At 41.2% G+C, this 26,764-nt stretch carries 18 protein-coding genes and 1 tRNA gene; 13 read left to right on the forward strand and 6 right to left on the reverse strand.

What is annotated here, in order from left to right; translation table 11 throughout:
• The first annotated feature begins 53 nt into the window (after nucleotides 1-53).
• Nucleotides 54-527, forward strand: a complete 474-nt coding sequence (locus NMS_RS05315; RefSeq protein WP_041495771.1) for a hypothetical protein — start codon at nucleotides 54-56, stop codon at nucleotides 525-527.
• Between the two features lie 237 nt (nucleotides 528-764).
• A complete protein-coding gene (locus tag NMS_RS05320; protein WP_041495772.1) occupies nucleotides 765-2,336 on the forward strand; it encodes a family 16 glycosylhydrolase in 1,572 nt (523 codons plus the stop codon).
• Between the two features lie 124 nt (nucleotides 2,337-2,460).
• On the opposite strand, the gene polA is transcribed toward NMS_RS05320, so the two are convergent.
• Nucleotides 2,461-5,298: a DNA polymerase I gene (gene polA, locus NMS_RS05325; protein ID WP_041495773.1), complete on the reverse strand. Its 2,838-nt coding sequence runs from the start codon at nucleotides 5,296-5,298 to the stop codon at nucleotides 2,461-2,463.
• A 319-nt stretch (nucleotides 5,299-5,617) separates the two neighbouring features.
• Nucleotides 5,618-6,883 carry an MFS transporter gene (locus tag NMS_RS05330; protein ID WP_041495774.1) on the reverse strand — a complete coding sequence of 422 codons (1,266 nt, stop codon included), beginning with the start codon at nucleotides 6,881-6,883 and terminating at the stop codon, nucleotides 5,618-5,620.
• 352 nt (nucleotides 6,884-7,235) lie between these two features.
• Here NMS_RS05330 and NMS_RS05335 point away from each other — a divergent pair, with 352 nt between their 5' ends.
• Nucleotides 7,236-8,453 (forward strand): metallophosphoesterase, encoded by a 1,218-nt coding sequence (locus NMS_RS05335; protein ID WP_041495775.1) that lies wholly within the window; start codon nucleotides 7,236-7,238, stop codon nucleotides 8,451-8,453.
• A 101-nt stretch (nucleotides 8,454-8,554) separates the two neighbouring features.
• Nucleotides 8,555-8,854: a thioredoxin family protein gene (locus tag NMS_RS05340; protein ID WP_041495776.1), complete on the forward strand. Its 300-nt coding sequence runs from the start codon at nucleotides 8,555-8,557 to the stop codon at nucleotides 8,852-8,854.
• Here the strand turns inward: NMS_RS05340 and NMS_RS05345 are convergent.
• Together NMS_RS05345 and NMS_RS05350 are read right to left on the reverse strand one after the other, a co-directional pair.
• Complete coding sequence (locus NMS_RS05345) at nucleotides 8,851-9,468, reverse strand: polysaccharide deacetylase family protein (RefSeq protein WP_041495777.1); 618 nt, start codon at nucleotides 9,466-9,468, stop codon at nucleotides 8,851-8,853. The two genes, NMS_RS05340 and NMS_RS05345, sit on opposite strands and share 4 nt — an antisense overlap.
• 2 nt (nucleotides 9,469-9,470) lie before the next feature.
• Entirely contained in the window at nucleotides 9,471-12,824 is a 3,354-nt protein-coding gene (locus tag NMS_RS05350; protein ID WP_041495778.1) for a glycosyltransferase family 117 protein, read from the reverse strand.
• A gap of 144 nt (nucleotides 12,825-12,968) precedes the next feature.
• On the opposite strand from NMS_RS05350, the gene NMS_RS05355 reads away from it, so the two are divergent.
• Nucleotides 12,969-13,039, forward strand: a tRNA-Gln gene (locus NMS_RS05355).
• A 166-nt stretch (nucleotides 13,040-13,205) separates the two neighbouring features.
• On the opposite strand, the gene NMS_RS05360 is transcribed toward NMS_RS05355, so the two are convergent.
• Nucleotides 13,206-14,042 carry a glycerophosphodiester phosphodiesterase family protein gene (locus NMS_RS05360; protein ID WP_041495779.1) on the reverse strand — a complete coding sequence of 279 codons (837 nt, stop codon included), beginning with the start codon at nucleotides 14,040-14,042 and terminating at the stop codon, nucleotides 13,206-13,208.
• A 277-nt stretch (nucleotides 14,043-14,319) separates the two neighbouring features.
• Here NMS_RS05360 and rimP point away from each other — a divergent pair, with 277 nt between their 5' ends.
• The 3 genes from rimP to infB are packed head-to-tail and all read left to right on the forward strand — an operon-like array spanning nucleotide 14,320 to nucleotide 18,889.
• A complete protein-coding gene (gene rimP / locus NMS_RS05365; protein ID WP_041495780.1) occupies nucleotides 14,320-14,787 on the forward strand; it encodes a ribosome assembly cofactor RimP in 468 nt (155 codons plus the stop codon).
• Between the two features lie 9 nt (nucleotides 14,788-14,796).
• Nucleotides 14,797-16,029 carry a transcription termination factor NusA gene (gene nusA, locus NMS_RS05370; protein WP_041495781.1) on the forward strand — a complete coding sequence of 411 codons (1,233 nt, stop codon included), beginning with the start codon at nucleotides 14,797-14,799 and terminating at the stop codon, nucleotides 16,027-16,029.
• Between the two features lie 28 nt (nucleotides 16,030-16,057).
• Nucleotides 16,058-18,889: a translation initiation factor IF-2 gene (gene infB, locus NMS_RS05375; RefSeq protein WP_041495782.1), complete on the forward strand. Its 2,832-nt coding sequence runs from the start codon at nucleotides 16,058-16,060 to the stop codon at nucleotides 18,887-18,889.
• Nucleotides 18,890-19,015: 126 nt separating this feature from the next.
• On the opposite strand, the gene NMS_RS05380 is transcribed toward infB, so the two are convergent.
• Nucleotides 19,016-19,390: a hypothetical protein gene (locus tag NMS_RS05380; protein ID WP_070097867.1), complete on the reverse strand. Its 375-nt coding sequence runs from the start codon at nucleotides 19,388-19,390 to the stop codon at nucleotides 19,016-19,018.
• Nucleotides 19,391-19,574: 184 nt separating this feature from the next.
• Here NMS_RS05380 and NMS_RS05385 point away from each other — a divergent pair, with 184 nt between their 5' ends.
• Genes NMS_RS05385 through NMS_RS05405 form a run of 5 tightly spaced genes read left to right on the forward strand, consistent with a single transcriptional unit; the run spans nucleotide 19,575 to nucleotide 26,756 of the window.
• Nucleotides 19,575-20,927, forward strand: coding sequence for a c-type cytochrome (locus NMS_RS05385; protein ID WP_041495783.1), 1,353 nt, complete (start codon nucleotides 19,575-19,577; stop codon nucleotides 20,925-20,927).
• A 20-nt stretch (nucleotides 20,928-20,947) separates the two neighbouring features.
• Nucleotides 20,948-24,019, forward strand: a complete 3,072-nt coding sequence (locus tag NMS_RS05390) for a TAT-variant-translocated molybdopterin oxidoreductase (protein ID WP_041495784.1) — start codon at nucleotides 20,948-20,950, stop codon at nucleotides 24,017-24,019.
• Between the two features lie 18 nt (nucleotides 24,020-24,037).
• The gene (gene nrfD / locus NMS_RS05395) at nucleotides 24,038-25,474 is read left to right on the forward strand and encodes an NrfD/PsrC family molybdoenzyme membrane anchor subunit (protein ID WP_041495785.1); all 1,437 of its coding nucleotides are present in this window, start codon (nucleotides 24,038-24,040) and stop codon (nucleotides 25,472-25,474) included.
• Between the two features lie 5 nt (nucleotides 25,475-25,479).
• Complete coding sequence (locus NMS_RS05400; RefSeq protein ID WP_041495786.1) at nucleotides 25,480-26,013, forward strand: DUF3341 domain-containing protein; 534 nt, start codon at nucleotides 25,480-25,482, stop codon at nucleotides 26,011-26,013.
• A complete protein-coding gene (locus tag NMS_RS05405; RefSeq protein WP_041495788.1) occupies nucleotides 26,013-26,756 on the forward strand; it encodes a c-type cytochrome in 744 nt (247 codons plus the stop codon). The genes NMS_RS05400 and NMS_RS05405 overlap by 1 nt, the downstream gene beginning before the upstream one ends.
• The last annotated feature ends 8 nt before the right edge of the window (nucleotides 26,757-26,764 follow it).

The raw sequence follows: 26,764 nt of genomic DNA on the forward strand, positions 1-26,764 counted from the left end.
ACAATTACATAATTTGATTTTTTAAATTAGGTAAACAATTTAAAATCAACACTATGAAGTATTTAATAACAGCCGCAGTATCTGTATTTTTATTTAGTACTCCACTGCAGGCACAAGACAAACTGGAGAATAAAACAAAAGAAACTAAAGTCACTGAAATAACCCAAGGCGGCGAAAAGATTTTTGAGTCTAAAGTAGTCAGGGAAGAAATCCAAAAATTAAAATTTACAGAGTCAAGTGAAGGTTCTTATGAAAAGGATTTGGATTTAGATGGATCGCCGTTTAAAGTCATAAAAACGGTTTGGATAGATAACGATATGGACAATCGGTATGATAAAATGATTCGTCTCTCCTATGATAAAAAATTTGATGAACAAGTGACTTTTGAACCTACAGCTGATGGTCTTTTATTTAAAGATGATGAAGGACATAGCATGCTAGTAACAGACTACGGGTACTACGTAATGAATTCTGGTCAAGATGACGAGATTTTAATTACCGTGGATCCTTCAAATGAAACTTACTAATTCTTAAATGCTTAATTTCTAAAGAAGCTGGGAGTACTACTTCCAGCTTTTTTTATGCCAATACTTTGTGAAATATTTGATATTTAACGACTTACAGTCTTAAGTATTTGAAATTGCCATTAACTTCCAATCTGCGTAACATCTTCTTTTTCAGTCGCATTTTTGGATTCTGGTGCGTGAATTTCAGAAAAACATGATTTTGTCCAGTATATTACTAGTTTAAAGATAACTCCCATCATGCCAAGATTTTTACTAAGCCTGTTTCTTATTATTGCTGCCACGTTTTCAGCGTTTAGCCAGCAAATGCCTATTGACTTTTCAGACAGTCAGGATGTCTTTACAGGTTTTTCAGGAGCTTCTTTTTCACAAGCGTCCGATCCACAAGATGGATCGAATAGGGTTGGAAGATTCCAAAACTCAGGAAACGACCTATATGAAGGTTTTTTTATCGATTTAGACAGGCCTGTGGATACCAATACTGATAAGATTATAAATACCAGGGTTTATGTTTTCGACAATCAAGCGCATAGTATTCTCATCAAATTAGAGCGTGGAACAGAAAACGATGTTGAGGTTCCTAAGGGAATACCAGCGGGTATGGCAAATCGTTGGGTAGATTTAAGTTTTGATTTTGGTAATGCTGTGGTCAGTGGTACAAGTACGGTGATCAATGCAGATGGTGCTTACGATAGGTTGACTGTTTTCTTGGAACCCAACGAGAGTAAGTCTGGAGTTTTTCTAATTGATGACATGGATGACGGTTCCACACCAACAAATCAAAATAGGATTGATGTCGAATATACAGAGCTTGTTTGGAGTGATGAATTTGAGACTACTGCTGGATCTAAACAACCTATCAATCCCAACAACTGGTTCCATCAAACAAAATTACCGTCTGGAGGCAGCTGGTTCAACGGCGAGGTACAGCATTATACAGACCGTATTGAAAATTCCTATATGGAAAATGGATTTTTATACATCAATGCCAAACGAGAGACCTTTACCGATCAAGGAGAAACCAAGCAATTCACGTCAGCACGCTTGAATTCAAAATTTGCTTTTACTTACGGAAGGATTGATGTAAGAGCAAAATTACCTTTTGGCGATGGTACCTGGCCTGCGATCTGGACCCTTGGAAAAAACATAAATGAAGATGGTGGCTATTGGGACGATCAATTCGGTACCGTAAGCTGGCCGGCTTGTGGCGAAATTGATGTCATGGAACACGGCCTTGCTGCCCCTAATGAAGTTTCCAGCGCATTGCATACTCCTAGTAGTTTTGGTAACACGGTGAATGTCAAAAAGCGCATGCTGGATGATGTGGCCAATAATTTTTATGTGTACTCCATGAACTGGTCTCCTAACCAGATTACGTTTTTAATTGATGACGTTCCCTATTATACCTATAACCCTACCGTCAAGGATAATAGTAATTACCCCTTTACAAAAGATCAATATATTCTACTTAATGTCGCTATGGGCGGAATCGCGGGAAACATTGATCCAGGTTTTACCCAGAGCCCAATGGTTATTGATTATGTGAGGGTATACCAAGAAAATACGGCAAGTGAGGACGATATCAACGGCTTTGAGTTTATACTTTATCCTAATCCAGCTGCGGATCTAGTACAGATCAAAGCACAACAGAACATAGATACTGTTGAATTATATAATTTGCTGGGATCTAAAATTGAAATCTCATTAAGCACTGACAATAGCTTTTCAGTAAACGAGCTTTCTAGCGGGATCTATTTTCTTAAGGTTTATGCAGGAGCAGCTGCGACTACTAAACGATTACTGGTGAAGTAGATTTGCTTTCGCGTAATTAATTATACAAAACCCCAGAAGCATTTGCTTCTGGGGTTTACTTTCAAAGAACATTTCGTTACAGAATTAGTAATTCTCTAGAACAGATATCATTCTGCGCAGGGATTTAATGCGCCTCCAACCAGTCTTCTCCAACGCCCACCTCCACATCCAGCGGTACAATCAATTTATAAGCATTTTGCATTTCTTCCTGGATTAGTTTTTTCATGTCGTCCAGTTCATCTTTATGGATGTCAAAAACCAATTCATCATGCACCTGCAAGAGCATTTTTGATTTGCATTGCAGCTCTTCAAACTTCTTAAAGATGTTGATCATGGCAATTTTAATAATGTCAGCAGCACTTCCCTGAATAGGTGCGTTCACTGCATTACGCTCCGCTGCGCCTCGCACAACTGCGTTAGAACTGTTGATGTCTTTTAAATAGCGACGTCTTCCCAGTACGGTTTCTACATAGCCGTTCTCTCGAGCAAAATCTACCAATTCATCCATGTAGGAGCGCAATTTTGGATAGGTCTTGTAATAGGTTTCAATCAGTTCTTTAGATTCCGTTCGATCCAGGTCAGTTTGATTGCTTAGTCCAAAAGCGGACACTCCATAGATGATCCCAAAGTTTACTGTTTTAGCATTGCTACGCTGTTCTCTTGTTACATCTTCTAGTGCTACATCAAATACTCGAGCAGCGGTGGAAGAGTGAATGTCTGCACCGCTCTTAAAGGCTTCCATCATGTTGTCTTCTTCGCTTAATGCGGCAATGATGCGCAATTCAATCTGCGAATAATCTGCTGCGAGCAAGACATAATTCTCATCTCTAGGCACAAAAGCTTTACGTACTTGACGTCCACGCTCCGTTCTGATTGGGATGTTTTGCAGGTTAGGATCTGTAGAACTCAAACGTCCAGTAGCTGCGACCGTTTGCATGTAGTTCGTATGTATGCGCTGGGTTGTGGGATTCACTTGATGAGGCAAGGCGTCGACATAAGTACTTTGCAATTTAGCCAGGCCACGATATTCTAACACATCTGCAATGATTTGATGGTCTGTCGCTAGGTAGCTCAACACATCTTCTGCAGTTGAATATTGACCGGTTTTGGTCTTTTTAGGCTTGTCTACCAGTTTTAACTTACCGAATAATATTTCTCCCAATTGCTTCGGTGAACCTATGTTGAATTCTTCTCCTGCTTCTTTAAAGATATTTTCTTGTAGTGATGCAATGTCTTCTGTTAGCTTTCGCGAAAGCGAACTTAAATAATCTTCATCCAGATTGATGCCTTCAATTTCCATCGCTGCGAGTACTTTGAGCAATGGGATTTCAATATCGTGGAAGAGTTTGTCTAGGTCTGCGGCTTTTAATTCTGGCGTGAAATGCTGTTTAAGCTGGAACGTAATGTCTGCATCTTCTACCGCGTATTCCTTAACTTTTTCTACGGCAACATCACGCATGGATTTTTGGTTCTTACCTTTTTTACCTATCAATTCCACAATGGATTGTGGGGTGTAGTTGAGGTACGTCTCTGCCAGAATATCCATGTTGTGGCGCATGTCTGGGTTGATCAAGTAGTGTGCGAGCATAGTGTCAAATAGCGGGCCTTTAACTTCCACACCGTACTTGTCTAGCACTTTGATGTCGTATTTTAGATTCTGCCCGATTTTCTCAATGCCGGTACTTTCAAAAAATGGCTTAAGTTGATCAACAATCGCTTGTGCTTGCTCACGATCCTCAGGAATAGGCAAGTAATACCCTTTTCCTTTTTCCCAACAAAAGGCAATCCCAACAAGCTCTGCCGCTAGCGGATCTAATCCTGTGGTTTCCGTGTCAAAACAAACGCTAGTTTGTTTCATCAATGTTTGTAGGAACAATTTGGTTCCCATTCCTTCTTGAACTGTTTGATATAGATGATCTGTTGTAGCTAGCGTTTGACGGCCCGTAGCTTGGGCTTCAGCTTTTGTGCCAGATCCTGGCGCATCGAATAGGGAGAATTGACCAGAGCCGGCTCCATTTGAACCGGTCTCGGCTGGGCTCGAACTTACATTTTGCTCTAAAACCTCTTTAGAGAAAATCTTAGCGAGTGTCTCTTTGGCTCTTCTAAATTCAAGTTCGTCAAAGATCACATGAACGGCCTCCACATCTGGATCGTCGAGTGTGTATTTTTCGGCACTAAATTTTACAGGGCAATCGAGCTTTATAGTGGCAAGTTGTTTAGAAAGTCGACCTAGCTGGGCATTAGCCAAAATTTTCTCACCCAGTTTTCCTTTAATATTGTGCGCATCGTCAAGGAGCGCTTCCATGGAACCGTATTGTTTGATAAATTTCTTAGCCGTTTTATCTCCCACACCAGGCAATCCCGGAATATTATCACTGGCATCACCCATCATTCCTAGGTAATCGATTACTTGTTCTGGATGTTCTACTTCAAAACGTTTTTGAACTTCAGGAATTCCCCAGATCTCGATGCCATTACCCATACGGGCAGGCTTGTACATGTAAATATTTTCTGAAACCAGCTGTGCGTAATCCTTGTCTGGCGTTACCATGTATACGGTAAAACCTTCTTTCTCAGCTTGTTTAGAAAGTGTCCCGATCAAATCGTCAGCCTCAATACCTGCTTCAACGACGATAGGAATGTGCATGGCTTTAAGAATACGCTGGATGTATGGAATGGCGAGTCTAATGGCTTCAGGCGTCTCATCGCGGTTGGCTTTATAGTCTTCATAAAGCTCCGTACGCTCAGCACTTCCTTCTTTGTCAAAAGCGACGGCTAGATATTCAGGTTTTTCCCGGCGTATGACATCAAAAAGCGAGTTGGTAAAACCCATAATGGCACTGGTGTCCATTCCTTGAGAATTGATGCGTGGATTCTTGATCAGCGCATAATAACCTCTAAAAATCAGCGCATAGGCATCTAGTAAAAACAGTCTTTTATCGTCAGTTCCGTCGTTTGTCAAAGTGTAGAAATTTTGTGGAGGCTAAAGATAAAATTCTCATGGAACTTAAACTTGAATTTGAACTCGAAGTTGAAAACTATGCTTGACTGTGCGCGCAACACCCATTGCCTTCGGCATTTCCCTCAAGGGAAACAAGTCGGATAGTTATTTTGAACATTTATTTTAATAGTACTTATATATCCTCTTCCCTTAAGGGAAGACCGAGATGGGTGTTGGTGAGTGATTATTTTTGATCAAAGTCCGCTTTCGCGAAAGCGAACTAACTAGAACTATCCTGCAGGAAAGAGTCTTTTTACTTAATACTCAGTACTTGATACTTTTACTCCTTATCATTCTCCTCAAAATCCTTTCTCAAATCAAGTTTTCTGAAGGTAGGAGAGATAACTCCAGTAGTCACTACGGTAATCAAGGTCATGGTGCCACCAAAAACAACTGCCGTTACTGTTCCCATAAGTTTTGCAGTAACACCGCTTTCAAATGCGCCCAGCTCATTAGAAGAGCCTACAAACATAGAATTGACACTTGCAACACGGCCACGCATATGATCTGGTGTTTTAAGTTGTAGAATGGTTTGCCTGATCACCATGGAAACGCCATCAGTTACACCGCTGAAGAATAGAGCCAGCAGCGATATCCAGAATATTTCTGATAAGCCGAACACGATGATGCAAATCCCGAAACCGAAAATCGCAATCAACAATTTCATACCTGCATTTTTACTAATAGGGATGTATGCTGTGGCAATCATAGTCAAGATTGCGCCTACTGATGGTGCGGCTCGTAAAATGCCAAAACCTTCAGCACCTACTTTCAAAATATCCTGCGCAAAAATGGGCAGTAGTATTACCGCGCCTCCAAAAAGAACGGAAACCATATCGAGCGTCAAAGCTCCTAGAATTGCTTTAGTTCTAAAAACAAAACTCAACCCTTCTTTTAGGCTTTGCTTGATAGGTTCGTTGATTTTGGTATTGAGAATGGGCTTTTTAGCAACACCAAAAACGGTCAGCAACGCCAGCATCACAAGGCTGAAAACAATCAATAATGACCAATGAACCCCAAACCAACTGATCGAAAATCCTGAAAATGCCAATCCGACGACAGATGCAATCTGCCAGGAAGAACTGCTCCAGGTCGCAGCATTAGGATACACCTTTTTAGGAACTATAAGTGCAATAAGTGAGAATAGAATAGGTCCAAAAAAGGAGCGCATAAATCCACCGAAGAAGACCAGTGCATAAATCAAATACAATATGGTATTTGTTGACTGACCTTCAACGACCTCTGGCCAGGTCAAAAGGAAGAGCCCTAAACTGATCAAAGAAAAACCACCTATACATAAGGCGAGAAGGTTGCGTTTTTCACGTTGATCCACGATGTGTCCCGCAAACAATGCCATTCCAAAAGCAGGAACAAATTCCACTAGCCCAATAATGGCTAGTGATAGAGGGTCTTTAGTCAAGGAATAGACTTCCCATTCAATGACAATAAACTGCATCGACCATCCAAAAACCAGTAGAAACCGCATCAATAGAAAAGTGTTGAATTCTTTGTAGCGTAGTGCTGCGTATGGATCGTTTTTGGCCAATGCGCTGTTGATTTGAGTGTGAAATTAAAACATAGCTTCCAGCCAAGAGCAGAAAATCTAGCTCGCTTTTCTCGACACTTCGACAATACTCAGTGCAGCGCTGTCAGTCGAAATGGCTTGTTCCCTAATTTTACACGGATTCTGTAAATTAGTATCAAGCAGCAGTCTAGATATGGTTTGGATTTCAACTTCCTGTTTTACCAATACGTTCTTGCAGGCGATTTGTGAATTATTCCGCTTTCGCGAAAGCGAAAAACCGTTCAAAACATCCGTACGTCAATAGGTATCAATTTATGACAAACTTAAGTAGCGCTCGAGTGAATGGCATGTTTATTCATAGTAGTTTCGCAACATGAGATGGATTGTAGCCTTACTAGTAGTAATTGTATTTGAATTTTATTCATTCCAATTAATTAGAACTTTATCACGCGGCCATTGGTGGAAATGGGTTTATTTGGCCATCGCTATAGGTGTTTTTGCTAATTTGATACTGCAATTTTACCTGAATCCGGACCGGTCTGTCATATCTGATTCCCGGGATTTTGCAATCACTTTGTTTCTTGCTTTTTTACTAGCTAAGGTGATTTTCATACTTTTTATGTTAGGAGAGGATATTTACAGGATTGGTAAAGGCCTGGTAGGTAAAATCACGGGTGGCAGTGCAGAAAGCAGTTTTATGCCTGACAGGCGTAAGTTTATTTCAATGATAGGTTTAGGAATTGCAGCTCTTCCATTCGGCGCTATTCTGTATGGAGCTTTTAAAGGAAAATACAACTATCAAGTACGGGAATATGAATTGTCTTTTAAAGACTTACCAGATGCTTTTGATGGATATAAAATTACCCAGATCAGTGATATACATGTGGGCTCTTTTGATGATCGGGAAGAGGTAGCCTATGCACTGGATTTAGTCAATAAGCAGGAGGGTGATGTGATTCTTTTTACGGGAGACCTGGTCAACAACGTTTCTGAAGAGATGAATGGTTGGGAAGAATTATTTGGTTCACTTAATGCAAAAGATGGCGTTTTTTCAGTGCTAGGGAACCATGACTATGGTGATTACGCAAGTTGGGAATCTGCTGCAGCCAAAGAACAAAACATGCAACAACTGTATGCTATCCAAGAAGGAATGGGCTGGAGATTATTATTGGATGAGAATGTCTCCATTGACCGTGGGTCTGATTCCTTGAAAATAGTAGGTGTTCAAAATTGGGGTGGTGGTCGTTTCCCTAAATATGGTGATCTCAAAAAGGCTTCCGTAGGATTGCGACCAGATGATTTCAAAGTATTGCTATCTCACGATCCAACGCACTGGGACGAACAAGTCAAGAATAACGATACAAATTTCCATTTAACACTAAGTGGTCATACGCATGGAATGCAAATGGGAATCGAGATTCCTGGCTGGATCAAGCTGAGTCCTGCCTGGTTTGTTTATAAAAAGTGGGCGGGTATCTATAAAGAATCCGACCGCTTTCTGAATGTGAATCGAGGTTTTGGGTTTTTAGGGTATTCTGGTCGTGCTGGGATCTGGCCTGAAATTACTGTGATAAATTTGAAGAAAGCTTAAGTCTTACAAAGCATTACAAATCGAATGATTGCTTCATTAAGAAGACCTTTAGACACTAAAACCCATTTTTCATTACATTTACCTTACTAATAGGACTTTCTATGTCAAAATTTGGTGATTTAATCAGTGCAAATGTACCTGTCTTATTCAATTTCTTTACAGAATGGAATGAAGAAAGCGTGAGCATGCATCCAGTGCTGCGAGATGTGGCAGCCGCGGTAGGGGACAACGCTCGCATCATTAAGATCAATGTAGATAAAAACCCTGAGCTCTCTGAAGCGTTACGAATCAAGGGTTTACCTACCTTAATTATCTACAAACAAGGGGAGATGAAGTGGCGACAAAGTGGCGTTCAAGATGGTGACTCATTGATCAACTTACTCAATAAATACACGTCTTAGAACAATTGCGTGCGATAGCCTTCACAGGTTAACCATTCTAAATATTCAGGCAGTACTTTTTTCAATATTGGAAACGCTTTTACACTATCGTGAAAAACGATAACGCTCCCATTCTTTGTGTTTTTCTTTAGGGATTTAAGACACTTTTCAGGAGACCTGCTTGAGTCAAAATCTCCAGACAACACATCCCACATCACGATTTTGTATCCTAAATCTCTAATCTGTTTTGAGATTTTTATTGTGATTCTTCCATACGGCGGTCTGAACAATTCAGAATCTATAATTTCGGCAGCCTTTATTACATTGGCGACATATTCCTCACTGGAAGTTTTCCATCCATCTAAATGATTGTAGGTGTGATTCCCTATTTGATGGCCAGATTCTAGCAGTCGATTTTTTAAAAGAGGCTCTCGCTTTACGCAATCACCTATCAAAAAAAAAGTCGCTTTAAAACCGTATAAATCTAACTGTTGCAATACAAAGTCGGTCACTAGAGGTGTAGGTCCATCATCAAACGTAAGATGTACACAAGGGAAATCTCTAGTAGCATGCCAGATGTAATTAGGAAATAACCTACTAACGACACCTGGGATGTGATCAGGATACCAAGCCACTGCTATAGAGAATCTCCTAAAGGTTCTACCGTTCGCTCCGCATCTGCATTATCAATCTCTGTCTTTATTAAATCAATTAGTTCATCCTGGCCAGGCGCATCTGACATTTTGAGTTGTTCTTCAGGACTGTAGAATCTTGGAAACGCCATGACATATTCATTGAATGCGTCAAAGTGCTTTTCAATCTCTGGGTCGTCCTCATATTCTAACGCAGTTCTAACAAGTCCTCGATATCGCTCGATAGCTGTGATGACTTCTTGACCTATTTGCGCTTGTTCCTCTAATGGTAAACTCTTGTAATAATCTAATTCTCCTTGATATTTTAGAATCACCGAGTCTAGCAGCTTTCCAGCTTTGGAAACATTTCCTAATTCATAGTAACCTCTAACAAAAGGCTCTATCATAGAATAGTGACGGAAAAATTCCAACGGCATTTTTTCCATCCCTAGATCCAGTAATTCTTCGGCTTTTTTGGTTTGACCATCTTCAATTAAAGCCATTGCTGCTCGTGTTACATTACTACGGTACCCTACACTATTACGTCTGGTTTCCACGTCATGATAGATATCTGGACTTCCGCTATTACCCCAATCCCATCCTTTAATAACTTTATAAGCATAATCAGGGTCCACACGTCCCATATCAAATGGATCCCTATCGTTAGAGGGAGGTGTATAAATAGGAGTCAATCGATAAGCACAACCGTCCAACTGCAAGTAGTCTTTCATCCAGATGTAATCTTCATCGCCAAAAGCTCCTCCAGAAAAGTAAATAGGACGTTCCCAGTTGTTAGCGTTGATGATATCCAGCATGAACATGCGGTTTTTGTAAACCAGTTGTGAGTTGATATTTATGATGATCTCGTCCACAATCTTATCCGCATCTTTAGCGGCCACCACCCCATTTTTAAGAACAGCCTCCTTGTTTACTGGTATGCGAATCGCTCTTGTAGGGAACGTATGTTCGTAATGATCGTTGCGCATCAACTCTTGAGTAATCTTGTTTTCACTTGCGACCCATTCCATCCATTTGTCCAGATTCATAGTGTCTGGAAAAATATAGTTAGGATCTTGTTGCGCCTGTCTTAGACGCTCTTGAATTCGACCATTCTCGTTCCCGTACCACAAGGCATCTCTAGTCCCGTAGGAATATTTGTCATGGGTAAGCGTGGAAGGAACAGGCTCGCTCTCATAGGCTTGTTTCTTCATATCATCCATGTACCAGTCGGTACTAAGTAAAGAGGTACATACCACACGCACATCCGTGCGGTAGCCTTCTACCTCTTGAGCATACCATAAAGGAAAGGTGTCGTTATCACCAATGGTAAATATGAGTGCGTTAGGCAAACAACTATCTAGGTATTTTTTGGCACTAGCAAGAGCCGTATATTTTTCAGACCGATCGTGGTCGTCCCAATTTTGAAAACCCATCAATAGAGGAACGGCTAGGAAACAAACTGCTAGTGTGGCATACTTGACCACAGGCTTGTTAAATTTCTCTCGGATTCCATCAAATAAGGCATAGACACCTATACCTATCCACATAGCAAAAACTAAAAAGGATCCTACATAAGCATAATCACGCTCGCGCACTTGGAACATGCTTTGGTTCAGGTAAACTATGATAGCTAATCCTGTAAACAGGAATAACATTAAGGTTACAAAGAAAGATTTTGGATCTTTTTTAGCATGGAATACGGCTCCTAAAACACCCAACAGTAAAGGAAGGAAAAAATAAAAGTTTCGGCCTTTATTGGTCTTCATGTCTTCGCTTAAGTTGTCTTGTGAACCTATACGCCAGGAATCAATAAACGGAATCCCGCTCATCCAGTTTCCATCAAACCTGTCCCAATTGCCTTGTTCATCGTTTTGTTTCCCGACAAAATTCCACATGAAATAACGCAAATACATATAACTCACCTGGTAACTCACTAGATAACTCAGATTATCACCGAAGGATGGTTTTTGAATCTCAACCGCCTCACTTAAAGAAGCAATGGTTTTAATATACTCGTCTGCAGTAATGCGCCCGCGTTCAAACTGGCGTTCATAATCGTCGAGAACACTTAGTAACTCTTGATTTCCTTGATATCCAGGTTTGATAGTATAATCCAGTCCGCCCATAAAGTCCACATAATTACTTGCACGACTGGCGTCTGTCATTCTAGGAAAAAATCCTTTGTGGGCGTCATTGGTATTTTGAACTGCATTTTTGTAATCATTGACAATTACATATTTACCCGCTCCATAGTCGCGCTCATACTTCGGTTTTTCATCAATGTAAGGCTCATCTGGATCTAGACCGGCATACATATCAGTAAATGCCTCTCCATAGAAAAGAGCAGGAGCAGGGTATTGCTCTCGATTGTAATAAGCTAATAAAGCACGGGCATCGTTTGGATTGTTTTCGTTAATCGGTGTTCCGGCATTTGCTCTGATAGGTAGCATCGTCCAGCTGGAAAAGCCTACCAATACAAATAGAATACATAAAGTAATGGTGTTGAGTAGTGGTTTGTTACGCTTTCGCGAAAGCGAAATTAACCACACAAACACAACCACGATCAAGATGAATGCGATGATGGTTCCACTGTTGAAAGGCAAACCTATGTCGTTGACAAAGAAAACCTCTAGGTAACCAAAAATACTGAGCGTGGTAGGCAGGAGCAATTTGAAAACGAAAAGCAAAACTGCAGTCACAGAGACAACGGCAACGATGAAATTGAATGGTGTGACTTTTTTATAATGTCTGAAATACCACAACATTCCTATCGCCGGTATGGTCAAAATTCCTAAAAAGTGAACCCCAAAGGAAAGTCCAATAATAAAAGACATGAGGATCAACCAGCGATTCCCTCGTGGCTCCATCATATCGCGTTCCCACAATAACCCCAGATAAAACATGCTGCTCATGATTAATGCCGCTGGAGCGTATACTTCTGCCTCGACTGCATTAAACCAGAAGCTATCTGATACAGCAAACGCAAGCGAGCCTATAAACGCTGCGCCTAGGATCATGGTTTTATCCATGCGTTCCTTAATAATGTGCCTTTTTAATAATAAAGTAAGCGACCAAAACATGAACAATATGGTAAACGCACTCGATAGCGCTGCCATAAAGTTGACCATGTAAGCGATATTTGAAGCCTCAGTAGCAAATATGGCGACCGCAGCGACCATCATTTGGTACAATGGTGCTCCAGGTGGGTGACCTACTTCAAGGTTAGATGAGGTGGCTATATATTCTCCTGCATCCCAAAAACTAACCGTAGGTTCCAGGGTCAACCAGTAGATAACTAGAGCGATAACAAAGACTGTCCAGCCTAAAACTTTATTCAATTGTGGGTAACTTAATTTCATGGGCATTTTTAACAGCTGCTAAAATAGTAATAATAAAAAGACACAGTAGTAGTACAACGTGCGTAGTCCATTTTCATTTTACAAGAATTAATTTTTTAAAAGGGTTGCATAAAAACAGAATTGTTTTAAATTTGCACCCGCAATTGTCCCATGGTGTAATGGTAACACTACGGTTTTTGGTACCGTCATTCAAGGTTCGAATCCTTGTGGGACAACTGATAAGATTCCGATTCATTTATTTGAATCGGAATTTTTGGTTTTAGATGTTTTGTAAATTAGAAAGATAGCCTTGAATCGCTCGCTTTCCCCTTGTGCCAAGTTTAATGGATGATACCTCGATATAATGAGGGAGGTTTCTGGGAAGTGTAATTAATGGAACACCTACTGAAGTCCTTGTTTTAGGATTTGAGTCAATCGTCCAGGGTAATCGGTAATGATACCATCGACGTTTATCGATAACAAATACTCCATGTCTTTGCGCTTATTGACTGTCCAGGGAATTACTTTCATTCCATGCTCTTGTGCTTGAGCAACTAGTCCAGGTGTTAGGATTTTAAACGCAGGGCTAAAAATATCAGGATGACAATCAGCAAGCATTAAATGTTCTGCTAAAGATTTACTGCCATCCGCAGTAAGGTAGGCGATGCTAATTTCTGGAAAGGAACGCCGCACTTCTTGAATTTGCCGTACATCAAAGGACTGCAGGCAACAACGATCAGCTACTTTAAGTTTCTCAAGTACGGCCGCCACTTGAGCGACTAGCTGCTCGGGTTCGGGATGGTAGGTCAGATCAGTTTTAGGATCAGATTTAATTTCAATAGTATAGAAAACGGGCTCCCGTTGTTCTCTGGTGGTAAAGTCTTCTACAGCAGTGATCAAGTTTTTTAGCGTGGGTATGGAAACTTTTACCTTCTCTTGCTTTGGGAATCCAGCATGAAACTTACTGCCGACATCGTACTGTTCTATAGCAGCGTAAGGCATTTGACTGAAGTATGAGGGCTTGTCCGGCAATTCATTTCCATACTTGTCTAGGGTAAATTTTGAATTCACATATGGGTCGTGAGCTACGATCACCTTGCCATCACCGGTAAACTGGATATCCATTTCTAGCATTTCGGCACCATCCTCTACGGCTCGAATCATACTGGGAATCGTATTTTCTGGCAACAGCCCTCGAGCGCCTCGATGGCCAATAGTAATAAAGTCAGGCAGCTCCATTGCTTTTATTCAAGTAGTTTGAAGTATTCTGGTAAAAGTATTGCTTTTCGGTTTTGAAAATGGGTTCGAGTTTAAAGCTGTTTGTGATGAGTTCGCTTTCGCGAAAGCGAAAACTATCTCATCATCTTTGCACCCATACATAAGGGGCAATAGATAGCTAATTTCAGTACCAGCGTGTATTGCACAAACCTTATCTTGCAGAACCTCAAAAAAATAGTATCTTTGCACTGTATTTGAGCAATATGAGGGGACAAAAAGTCCCCTCTTTTTATAAAATATGTTGGAAAAACGAGTTGTGGAGCTGCTAGATGCGGCATTTGAAGAGCGGCCAGATTTATTTTTAATAGATCTGGATATCAGTACTGGTAACGTGATTAAAGTCATAGTGGATGGAGATCAAGATGTTAAGGTTTCTGATTGTATTTTTGTATCAAGAGCTGTAGAGCATCAACTGGACCGTGAGGAACAAGATTTTTCTCTAGAAGTGACAAGTGCAGGAGTAGGTAAGCCGTTGAAAAATTACCGACAGTTTGTGAAGAACATTGGTAGAACGCTGGAAATCACAGATAGGGAAAAGACCAAAGAAACTGGTGTCCTGGAAAGTGCCGATAAGGATCAAGTAACCATTACATGGAAAGCTAGAGAGCCTAAGCCGGTCGGGAAAGGAAAAGTTACAGTTGAGAAAAAGTGGTCGATAGCCTACGAGGATATCAAACAAGCAAAAGTTGTTATAACATTTAATTAAAAAGTGAATATGGAAAATCTCGCATTGATCGAGTCTTTTTCTGAGTTTAAAGATGATAAAATGATAGATCGCGTCACCTTGATGGCGATCTTGGAAGATGTTTTTAGAAGTGCTCTAAAAAGGAAATATGGTGAGGATGACAATTTTGACATCATTATCAATCCAGACAAGGGTGATTTAGAAATATGGCGTAATCGCGTCGTGGTAGCAGACGGAGAGGTTGAAGATGAAAATTCAGAAATTTCCCTTACTGAAGCTCGTAAGATTGAGCCCGATTATGAAGTTGGCGAGGATGTGGCGGAAGAAGTAAAGTTGATCCAGCTGGGTCGACGCGCGATTCTTGCATTGCGTCAAAACTTGATCTCTAAAATTCATGAGCATGACAATACTAATATCTTCAAACACTTTAAAGAGTTAGAAGGTGAATTGTATAATGCTGAGGTACATCACATCAGACATCGTGCAATTATCTTACTGGATGATGATGGTAATGAAATCATCATGCCTAAAGACCGACAGATACCATCTGACTTCTTCCGCAAGGGTGAAAATGTAAGAGGTATTATTGAAAGTGTTGAGTTAAGAGGTAATAAGCCTAACATTATTTTGTCGAGAACTTCTCCTAAATTTTTGGAGAAATTATTTGAACAAGAAATCCCTGAAGTATTTGATGGTTTAATTACTGTTAAAGCGGTAGTTCGTGAGCCGGGAGAGAAAGCTAAAGTAGCTGTAGATAGTTACGACGATCGTATTGATCCTGTAGGAGCTTGTGTAGGAGTAAAAGGAAGCCGTATTCATGGCATTGTTCGTGAGTTAGGAAATGAAAATATTGATGTGATCAACTGGACAGCAAATACGCAACTCTATATAGGTAGAGCGTTGAGTCCAGCAAAAATTGTCTCCATCACTATTGATGAAGAAAATAAAAAGGCTGAGGTTCGCTTGAATCCAGAAGAGGTTTCTAAAGCCATCGGTCGTAGAGGTCATAATATTAGATTAGCCGGTAAATTAACAGGCTATGAAATTGATGTGATCCGTGAAGGAGTAGAGGAAGATGTTGAGTTAACAGAATTCTCTGATGAAATCGAAGGATGGATTATTGAAGAATTAAGTAAGATAGGTCTAGATACTGCAAAGAGTGTATTGGAGCAGGATGTAGATGATTTAGTAAAGCGTACAGATCTGGAAGAGGAGACCATCGTTGAATTGATGAACATCCTTAAGTCAGAATTTGAAGATTAAGAATTAAAAGACAACCCATAGGTATTTTATGGCCGAAGTAAAAAACATGAGACTCAATAAGGTGCTGAGAGAATTTAATATCTCTCTAGACCGCGCTGTGGAATATCTCTCTGCCCAAGGCATTGAGATCGAGGCTCGCCCTACCACAAAAATTGACGCGTCCGTCTATCAAGCATTAGCTGATGAGTTTCAAACAGACAAAAGCAAAAAAGTAGCTTCTAAAGAAGTTGGTGCAGAGCGTCGTAAAGAGCAGGAAGAACTGCGCTTACAACGCGAGCAGGAACAAGAAGAGCGACAACGCAAGCAGCAGGAGGTCGTCAAAGCCAAGGCTGAAGTTACTGGTCCTAAAACTGTGGGTAGTATTGATCTGGATGCCGGTAAAAAAACGGCCCCAGAAAAAACCACCGATAACGTTGAGGTCAATAAACAACCAGAAGAGAAGAAAGCGGAAGCTGTAAAAGAAGCGGTTCAGGAACCTGAAGTTGTTTCTAATAGGCCTAAAGTTTCTGGAACGACGGTTAAAGGTAAAATTGATCTGGATAAAGGAAAGCCGAAAGCAAAGAAGGAAGAGCCTAAAGCCGCTCCTGTAGCTAAAGCTGAACCTGCAAAACCAGAGGTGGCAAAAGAGCCAGCGAAGCCTGTTGAAGAGAAAAAGACAGAGCCAGCAGCTGCAAAAGCATCTGAAACACCTGTCAAGGAAGAACCTGCGGCGGCAGAAACTGCCGAGGGAGAATCTGCTGATGGTGAAGTCATCAAGACAGAATACAAAAAATTAGGTGGCCTTAAGGTGACCGGGCAAAAAATCGATCTTTCGAAATTTGCCAAGCCTAAGAAGAAAGAGGATAATAAGCGCAAGCGCAAACGTATCACTAAACCAGGTGCCGCAGGCGGTACTAAAGGTGGATCACGTCGTGGAGCTCCAGGGGCAGGGCGTAAAAATATTGTCAAGGCAGAGCCTACTGAAGAAGAAATCCAAAAGCAGGTTAGAGAGACTCTTGAAAAGCTTCAAGGGAAATCTTCTAAATCTAAAGCAGCCAGATACCGTAGAGATAAACGTGATACCCACCGTGAGAAAGTGGAAGCTCAAGAACAAGAGCAAGCGGAAGACAAAAAAATCCAGGTTACTGAGTTTGTAACAGTAAGCGACTTGTCTACCATGATGGACGTGCCAGTGAACCAGGTAATTGGTGCTTGTATGTCACTGGGTATGATGGTAACCATGAATCAACGATTGGATGCTGAAACGATGACTATCGTAGCAGAGGAATTCGGTTTTGAAATGGACTTTGTCAATGCAGATATTGAAGAAAGTATTGCGGAAGTTGAAGATACTGAAGAGCAATTAGTAACTCGCGCTCCTATCGTTACCGTAATGGGTCACGTAGATCACGGTAAAACATCACTTCTGGATTACATCCGTGAAGAGAATGTTATTGCTGGTGAGAGTGGTGGAATTACACAGCACATAGGTGCATACGGAGTAGAATTGAAAGGTGGGCAAAAAATCGCCTTCCTTGATACTCCTGGTCACGAGGCCTTTACCGCAATGCGTGCACGTGGTGCGCAGGTAACTGACCTTGCTATTATTGTAATTGCTGCAGATGATGATGTGATGCCGCAAACTAAAGAGGCAATTAGTCACGCGCAAGCAGCGGGTGTCCCTATTGTTTTTGCAATTAATAAGGTAGACCGCGATGCGGCAAACCCAGAAAAGATTAAAGAATCCTTAGCTAACATGAATTTGTTAGTAGAAGATTGGGGTGGTAAAATCCAATCCCATGATATCTCGGCCAAAACTGGACTGGGGGTTGCAGAACTTCTTGAGAAGGTATTGTTAGAGGCAGAATTATTGGATCTTAAAGCAAACCCGGACAAACAGGCTACAGGTACTGTTGTAGAGGCATTCCTTGATAAAGGTCGTGGATATGTATCTACTATATTAGTACAAGCTGGAACCTTGAAAGTGGGTGATTATGTACTAGCTGGACGTACGCATGGTAAGGTAAAAGCGATGCAAGATGAACGTGGGCACGATGTGCAAGCAGCTGGTCCATCTACACCTGTATCCATACTAGGTCTAGATGGTGCGCCACAAGCAGGTGACAAATTCCATGTGTTTGAGGACGAAAGAGAAGCGAAGTCCATTGCTTCTAGAAGAACTCAATTACAACGTGAGCAATCTGTAAGAACTCAGAAAACTCTTTCTCTTGATGAGATTGGAAGACGTATTGCACTTGGTGACTTTAAAGAACTGAACTTGATCCTTAAAGGTGATGTGGATGGTTCTGTGGAGGCATTAACAGATTCCTTCCAGAAATTATCTACTGAGGAAATTCAAGTAAATATTATACACAAGGCAGTTGGTGCGATCACAGAAAGTGATGTGCTATTGGCAAGTGCTTCTGATGCGATCATTATCGGATTTAATGTACGTCCACAAGGAAATGCAAGATCTGTAGCTGAACAGGAAGAGGTAGATATCAGAATGTACTCAATCATCTATGACGCGATCAATGATCTTAAAGATGCCATGGAGGGAATGCTTTCTCCAGAGCTTAAAGAAGAGATTACAGGATCTGCTGAAGTTAGAGCAACATTTAAAATCTCTAAAGTCGGTACCATCGCAGGTTGTATGGTTCAAGATGGTAAAATCTACCGCAATAGCGGCGTGAGATTGATACGTGATGGTGTAGTAGTTTACACGGGTGAACTGTCTACATTGAAACGATTCAAAGACGATGTTAAGGAGGTAGCTAAAGGTTACGAGTGTGGTATACAAATCAAGAACTACAACGACTTACAAGAAGGCGATGTAATTGAGAGTTTCCGTGAGGTAGAGGTAAGAAAGAAGCTTAAGTAAAACAAAGCTCGTTATAAATTAAAAAGCCGTTCCAAATCATTGGAACGGCTTTTTTATGAACTGATATCTGGTAGAAGCTCTTTTACTTACGCTCTGATATTTCTCTCTAGAGTTGTCTAGTGCTTTCTAAGGTTTCAAAACCTTAGCGTTAGGAAACGAGCGTTGGATCGTCAATAGCGCACGGTCGGCTTCTAGACGACTGCGGTATTTTCCTATCCATACCTTGTGATTGGGAGCATCATACATCAATTCAGATTTCCAACTTAATCCAAGTGCATCATATCTAGATTGAACGCTAGAGGCTTCTTGATTGCTGCCTTGAAAAATATGAATGGTGAACCTATCGTTGAACTCCCCTTTTTTATCCATGTCTAATTTGGTGGTCACCAGTCGTTCAAGAACCGCTTCATTAACCTTAGAGGTGCTCTGTGCAAAACCTATTTGGGACGTAAGAACCACACTACCAATAAGTAAGATGGATTTAATCGTTTTTGTAATCATAGCAACGTTTTTGGTGAGTTCGCTTTCGCGAAAGCGAACATCTATTTAGAACCTTTATAAATTAATTTCTTCATTATCTCCTCCCAAAATTAAACCATTTATGACCTATTTTTGCAAGGCATTAAGGATACGGTAGACTACTGTAAATATTGTGCCAAAGTTATCGTAATAATTATTAAACGAGATGACAAAAAAGAATTTACATCTTTCATCATTACAGCTGTTTCTAGCTTCCTTATTCTTGGTTTTTTCCATGATGAGCGCATCTGCTCAAGAGGATTTGACTACGTCAGACGGTGAGCCTGCTGTGCCTGTTGAAGCTACTACAGACGCTGGAACCGTTGGAAATGCGACTCAAGGTGAGGCGTTATTTAAAGCAAACTGTGCTGCATGTCACAAGTTGTACAAACGTGCTACAGGACCTGCGCTATTTCAAGTATCGCAACGTCATGACCGCGAGTGGTTGTACGAGTGGATCAAGAACTCTGCTGCCTTAATTGCTAGTGGGGATCCAGAAGCTGTTGCCATCTACAATGAGTACAACCAGTCTAACATGAATGCGTTCCCTCAGTTATCCAACAGCGATATTGACGATATTCTTGCTTATACAGATACGGAGCCGCCGGTTCCTACCGCTGCAGTAGCTGGAGTTGATGAAGTTGCAGGTGGTGGTGCTAGCAGTGAAACTACTAACAATATAGTATTAGGTGTTTTAGCCCTCGTGCTAATTATCCTAATCGTGGTATTGTTTGCAGTAAACGCTACTCTTAAAAGATTTGCTGCTGCTAATGGTATTCAAACAGAGTTTGAAGAAGATAAGCCTGCAAGAACTCCTATCTGGAAAGCCTTTGTTCAAAATCAATTCTTAATTTTAGTTACAGCGATTTTCTTGCTGCTGGCAAGTGCTTATTTTGTGTATGGTGCTTTTATGAGTGTAGGTGTTGACCAAGGCTATGCGCCAGTGCAACCTATTCACTATTCGCACAGGATTCACGCGGGTGTAAGTCAGATTGAGTGTAAATACTGTCACTCGAGTGCTAGAGAGTCTAAGCATTCTGGTATCCCATCCTTAAACGTTTGTATGAACTGTCACAAGTCTATTGCAGAGGTTTCTGATGATACGTATGCTGAGGGAATGGAAGAATACGGTGTTGATTACAATAAGGAGATTCAAAAATTATACGCTGCCACAGGATGGAGTGAAGCAGAGCAAGCTTATACAGGTGAGGAAGAGCCAGTAAGATGGGTTCGTATTCACAACTTGCCAGACCTTGCTTACTTTAATCACGCGCAACACGTAACTGCAGGTAATATTGATTGTCAAACCTGTCACGGGCCGGTTGAAGAAATGGAAATTATGTACCAATATTCTCCATTAACTATGGGATGGTGTATTAACTGTCACCGCGAAACAAATGTTGATTTGGATAACGGTTACTACGAAGAGATCCATAAAGAATTGTCTGAGAAAAGAGGTGGTCGTCAATTGACGATTGCAGACTTAGGAGGACTTGAATGTGGTAAGTGCCACTATTAAAACAATAGCTTTAGAAATTTATGGCTACTACTAAAAAATACTGGAAAAGCAGCGCTCAACTTGATGAGAGCAATGAGATGGTAAAATCTCTTGAGCAAAACGAGTTCGCTACCGCTATTCCAACCGAAGAGTTTTTAGGAAACGATAAAGCGATGGAGGCTTCTAGCACCACGCGTCGTGACTTCCTTAAATACGTAGGGTTCAGTACTGCAGCAGCATCTCTTGCGGCTTGTGAAGGGCCTGTAATTAATTCTGTTCCTTATGTGAACCAGCCAGAGCGCTTGATTCCAGGAATGGCAAATTACTATGCGACTACCATTGCAAATGGATATGATTTTGCAAGCGTGGTTGTGAAAACTCGTGAGGGGAGACCTATCAAGATTGAAGGCAATAGAGATATCAATGCTCGCGGTAATGCAAATGCTCGTGTTCATGCATCCGTTCTAGGGTTGTATGATAACAATCGTTTAAAGACTCCTTTAGTTAAAGGTAAAGAAGCAACTTGGTCGCAGTTAGATGAAGAGGTTCGTCAGCAATTGAATGCAAATGCTGGAAAGCAAATCGTTTTCTTAACCCAAACTTTTGCAAGTCCTTCTGTTACAAAATTGATGGAAGAATTCAAAGCAGCCTATCCTAATGTACGCCAAGTAGTCTACGATACGGTAGGTGAAGACGCAGCATTGGATGCTTTTGAAGCAAAATACTTTCAGCGCGGTCTTGCAGACTATGACTTTAAAGATGCGGAATGCATCGTGGGTGTAGGAGCAGACTTTGTGGGTGATTGGCAAGGTGGTAATTTTGATACCAACTACGCACAATCTAGAGTTCCTAAGAATGGGAAGATGTCTCATCACGTTCAGTTTGAGTCTAACATGACTCTTTCTGGTGCTAATGCAGATAGACGTTACCCAGTAACTCCAACGGAACAAAAACAAATTATAGCAGCTCTTTACAGTAAGGTAGTTGGCGGTTCTGCCAACAGTAATCTTTCTGATAAAGTGGCTAAAGCTGTGGAAGAAGCAGCACAATCTTTACGCCGTGCTGGTAGTAAAGCTGTCGTTCTTTGTGGTATTCCTGATCAAGGAGCGCAACAATTGACGTTAGAAATCAACGAGAGACTCGGTAGTACGATTATCGATACAGCCGCGCCTATTTTGACCCGTCAAGGTAGCCGTGCAGCAGTGAATCAACTGGTGAAAGACATGGAAAGCGGTGCCGTGGGTGCTGTGTTTGTTGCAGGTGTTGATCCGGTTTACAGTTATGATGAAAGTGACGCTTTCGCGAAAGCGTGGAAGAATGTACCTCTTAAGGTATCTTTTGCATCTCGTTTAGATGCTACAGCAGCACAGTCTGACTATGTAGCCACTACACCTCACTACCTAGAATCATGGGGGGATGTAGAAATGAAGAAAGGAACAGTTTCCTTAATGCAGCCTACCATCCAGCCGTTATTCGACACGCGCCAGATGCAAGACTCTTTATTGAAGTGGTCTGGTAGCGATGTGTCTTATAAGGATTATTTAAAGAACAGTTCTACGGCCAACGGTTCCAGCTGGAATCAATCGCTACAGGATGGTTTCTATACCGCAACAGCATCTGAGACTTTGGGTGGTGATGTGGAAACACCAACCGTAAATAACGCAAGTGCATTACGGGACTTGTCTGCAGCTACAAAAACAGGTGATTTTGAGTTGGTGTTGTATACTAAGACAGCTCTAGGAGATGGTTCACAAGCGAACAACCCATGGTTGCAGGAGCTTCCTGATCCTATCACAAGAACTACTTGGGATAATTACATGACAATCTCGCAAAAGGATGCAGAGCGTCTAGGGATTGAAAACTATAACGTAGCAAATGGTGCTTTAGACGGTACCTATGCTATTGTTAAAATGGACGGTGTGGAACGTAAAATTCCAGCATTGATCCAGCCAGGTCAAGCAGAAGGTACCGTTGGTATCGCTTTGGGTTACGGTCGTACGGCTGGAATCCAAGAGGAGATGCAAACAGGTGTGAATGCATTCCCGTTCTTTAAGAATGGAGTATCTATTCAATCTGTGGGTGTTGTATCTGGTGGTGGTATTCACGAGTTTGCTTGTACACAATTGCAAAATACCATGATGGGTCGCGATATCATTCGTGAAACAGACATGGCAACTTATTTAACAGGAAATAAGGATTACTTCAATCCTATGCCTGAGGTTTCTTTGAATCACATTGAAACCCCAGTAACTTCTCCAGATGTAGATCTTTGGGAAAGTTTTGATAGGTCTGTAGGACACCATTTCAACATGTCGATTGACTTGAACGCTTGTACAGGTTGTGGTGCATGTGTTGTTGCTTGTCATGCAGAAAATAATGTGCCTGTAGTTGGAAAAACTGAGGTAAGAAGATCAAGAGATATGCACTGGTTGCGTATCGATAGATACTACTCTTCTACCGATAGTTTTGAGGATGATGAGGCTAAGAAAGATGGTTTCTCTGGATTGTTTGGAGAAAATGGATCTCTTGGAGGTTTCGGAGAGTTGGAAATCCCAGCTGATGAGCCACAGGTTGCTTTCCAGCCATTGATGTGTCAGCACTGTAACCACGCTCCATGTGAGACGGTTTGTCCAGTCGCAGCATCTTCACACGGTCGTCAAGGTCAAAACCACATGATTTACAACCGTTGTGTAGGTACCAGATATTGTGCGAACAACTGTCCATATAAAGTTCGTCGATTCAACTGGTTCTTGTACAATGGAAATGATGAGTTTGATTACCATATGAATAATGATCTAGGTCGCATGGTTATCAATCCAGATGTTACCGTACGTTCTAGAGGTGTGATGGAGAAATGTTCTATGTGTATTCAAATGACACAGATGACCATTCTTGAAGCCAAAAAAGACGGTCGCATGATTGAAGATGGAGAATTTGCTACGGCTTGTTCTAATGCTTGTTACAATGGTGCCATTACTTTTGGAGATATCAATGATAAAGATTCAGAGATCTACAAAGTGAAGCAACAAGATCGTATGTATCACTTATTAGAAGAAGTTGGAACAGAGCCTAACGTGATGTATCAGGTTAAGGTAAGAAACTATAATAACTAAGAAACTAATCAACGCATTATGGCTCATTACGAAGCGTCCATAAGAAAACCACTAGTTACCGGCGACAAAACGTATGCTGATGTTACTAGAGATATTGCTTTTCCTGTAGAAGGACCGGCAAATAAGCAGTGGTGGCTGGTATTCACCATTGCTCTTATCGCTTTTCTTTATGGAATAGGATGTATTACTTACACGATCTCTACAGGAATCGGTGTTTGGGGATTGAACAAGACCATTGGATGGGCTTGGGATATTACCAACTTTGTATGGTGGGTAGGAATTGGTCACGCAGGAACTTTGATTTCTGCCGTACTCTTGCTCTTCCGTCAAAAATGGAGAATGGCGATCAACAGGTCTGCAGAAGCAATGACTATTTTCTCTGTAATCCAGGCAGGTTTATTCCCTATCATTCACATGGGTCGACCATGGTTGGCTTACTGGGTATTACCTATTCCTAACCAGTTTGGTTCTTTATGGGTGAACTTTAACTCACCACTTCTTTGGGATGTATTTGCGATTTCTACCTATTTGTCGGTTTCTTTAGTATTCTGGTGGACAGGATTGCTTCCTGACTTTGCTATGATTCGCGATAGAGCGATTACTCCTTTTAATAAAAAGATTTACGGTATCCTTTCCTTTGGATGGTCTGGTAGAGCTAAAGACTGGCAGCGTTTTGAAGAGGTTTCATTGGTTCTGGCAGGACTTGCAACACCATTGGTACTTTCGGTACACACGATTGTATCCTTTGACTTTGCTACCTCGGTAATTCCAGGATGGCACACCACGATTTTCCCTCCATACTTCGTTGCAGGAGCGGTATTCTCAGGTTTTGCGATGGTAAACACGCTTTTGATCGTGATGAGGAAAGTGTGTCACTTAGAAGACTACATCACTATTCAGCACATTGAATTGATGAACCTTGTAATTATGATTACTGGTTCCATTGTAGGTGTGGCTTATATCACAGAGCTATTTATGGCTTGGTATTCCGGAGTGGAGTACGAGCAATATGCTTTCTTGAATAGGGCTACAGGACCATACGCTTGGGCTTACTGGGCGATGATGACCTGTAATGTGTTCTCACCGCAGTTCATGTGGTTCAAGAAATTACGTACCAGTATCATGTTCTCTTTTGCCATCTCTATTGTAGTAAACATTGGAATGTGGTTTGAACGATTTGTAATTATTGTGACTTCGTTGCACCGTGATTACGTTCCTTCCTCATGGACAATGTTCTCACCTACCTTTGTAGATATAGGTATATTCATAGGTACTATAGGATTCTTCTTTGTATTGTTTTTGTTGTATTCCAGAACGTTCCCGGTAATCGCACAAGCAGAGGTGAAGTCCATCTTGAAGTCTAGTGGTAACAAGTACAAGGAAATGAGAGAAAATAAAACGACGTCTAACCCAAATGCTGCTTCCGGTGACCCGATAGCACATCCAAGCGAGTAAATAACATGGCGACACATAAAATACATGCTCTTTACAATGATGATGATGTTTTACTGCGTGCAGTAAAACAAGTCAGAGAGCAACATTTCCATATTGAAGATATTTTCTGTCCTTTCCCAGTTCACGGACTTGAAAAGGCGATGGGTCTAGCAGATACCCGATTAGCTATCAACGCGTTTCTTTATGGAATCGTGGGTCTAGCCGTAGGAACTGCCATGATGAATTACATCATGATTGAGGATTGGCCACAAAATATAGGTGGAAAGCCTAGTTTTTCTTATTTGGAAAATATGCCTGCATTCGTGCCTATCATGTTTGAGTTAACAGTATTCTTTGCCGCGCACTTGATGGTAATCACATTTTACTTGCGCAGTAGATTATGGCCATTTAAGAAAGCAGAAAACCCAGATGTAAGAACCACAGACGATCATTTCTTGATGGAAGTAGATGCTCATGGAGAAGACATTGACTCGATCACAAAATTTTTATACGATACAGGAGCCGTTGAGCTTGTATTAATCGACAAAGAAGATCATTGATGAATACGTATTTAAAATCAGTACTATGGGCACTTGCTGTCCTACTTACAGTTTCTTGCCAGAGTGGTGGTGAGAAGGAAGTAGGCGCAAAATCCAATCGCAGTGTGCAATACTTTCCTAACATGTATGAAGATGTAGGTTACAGCACTTATTCTGAAGGCGATGTGTTTACGAACAACATGGAAGCACAAAAGCCAGTTGATGGAACCGTTTCTCGTGGGTGGTTGCCATATAACTATGAAGATGATAATGAAGGGTACGCTTCCGCGAAAGCGAACTTAACCAACCCAGTACCATTAACAGAAGATCATCTGGCTAACGGACAAGCATTATACGGAATTTATTGTGCTATCTGTCACGGAAATAAAGGAGATGGACAAGGTCACTTGGTGAAGACTGAAAAGATCCTAGGTGTTCCAAGTTATGACGCTAGAGAAATAACTCAAGGTTCAATTTATCACGTAATGTATTATGGTATTAATTCCATGGGATCCTATGCGTCACAGACAAGTACAGAGGAACGTTGGGAAATAGCACATTATGTAGATGCTTTGAGAGCTGACCTGATGGGTGTTGCTAGAAAGCCAGTAATGGATAAAACGGGTAGCGTAACAAACTCCCCTGTTACCGCTACTGACTCTACAGCTACAATGACGGAAGTTCCTGTGGAGGAAAACACCGCAACTGATGCTGGTAACTCAGTAGATCAGCAAGAAGTACAACAAATGAACGACGGTCAGTAACCGGATCA

The organism is Nonlabens marinus S1-08 (assembly GCF_000831385.1).
In the GTDB taxonomy this organism is placed as follows: Bacteria; Bacteroidota; Bacteroidia; order Flavobacteriales; family Flavobacteriaceae; genus Nonlabens; species Nonlabens marinus.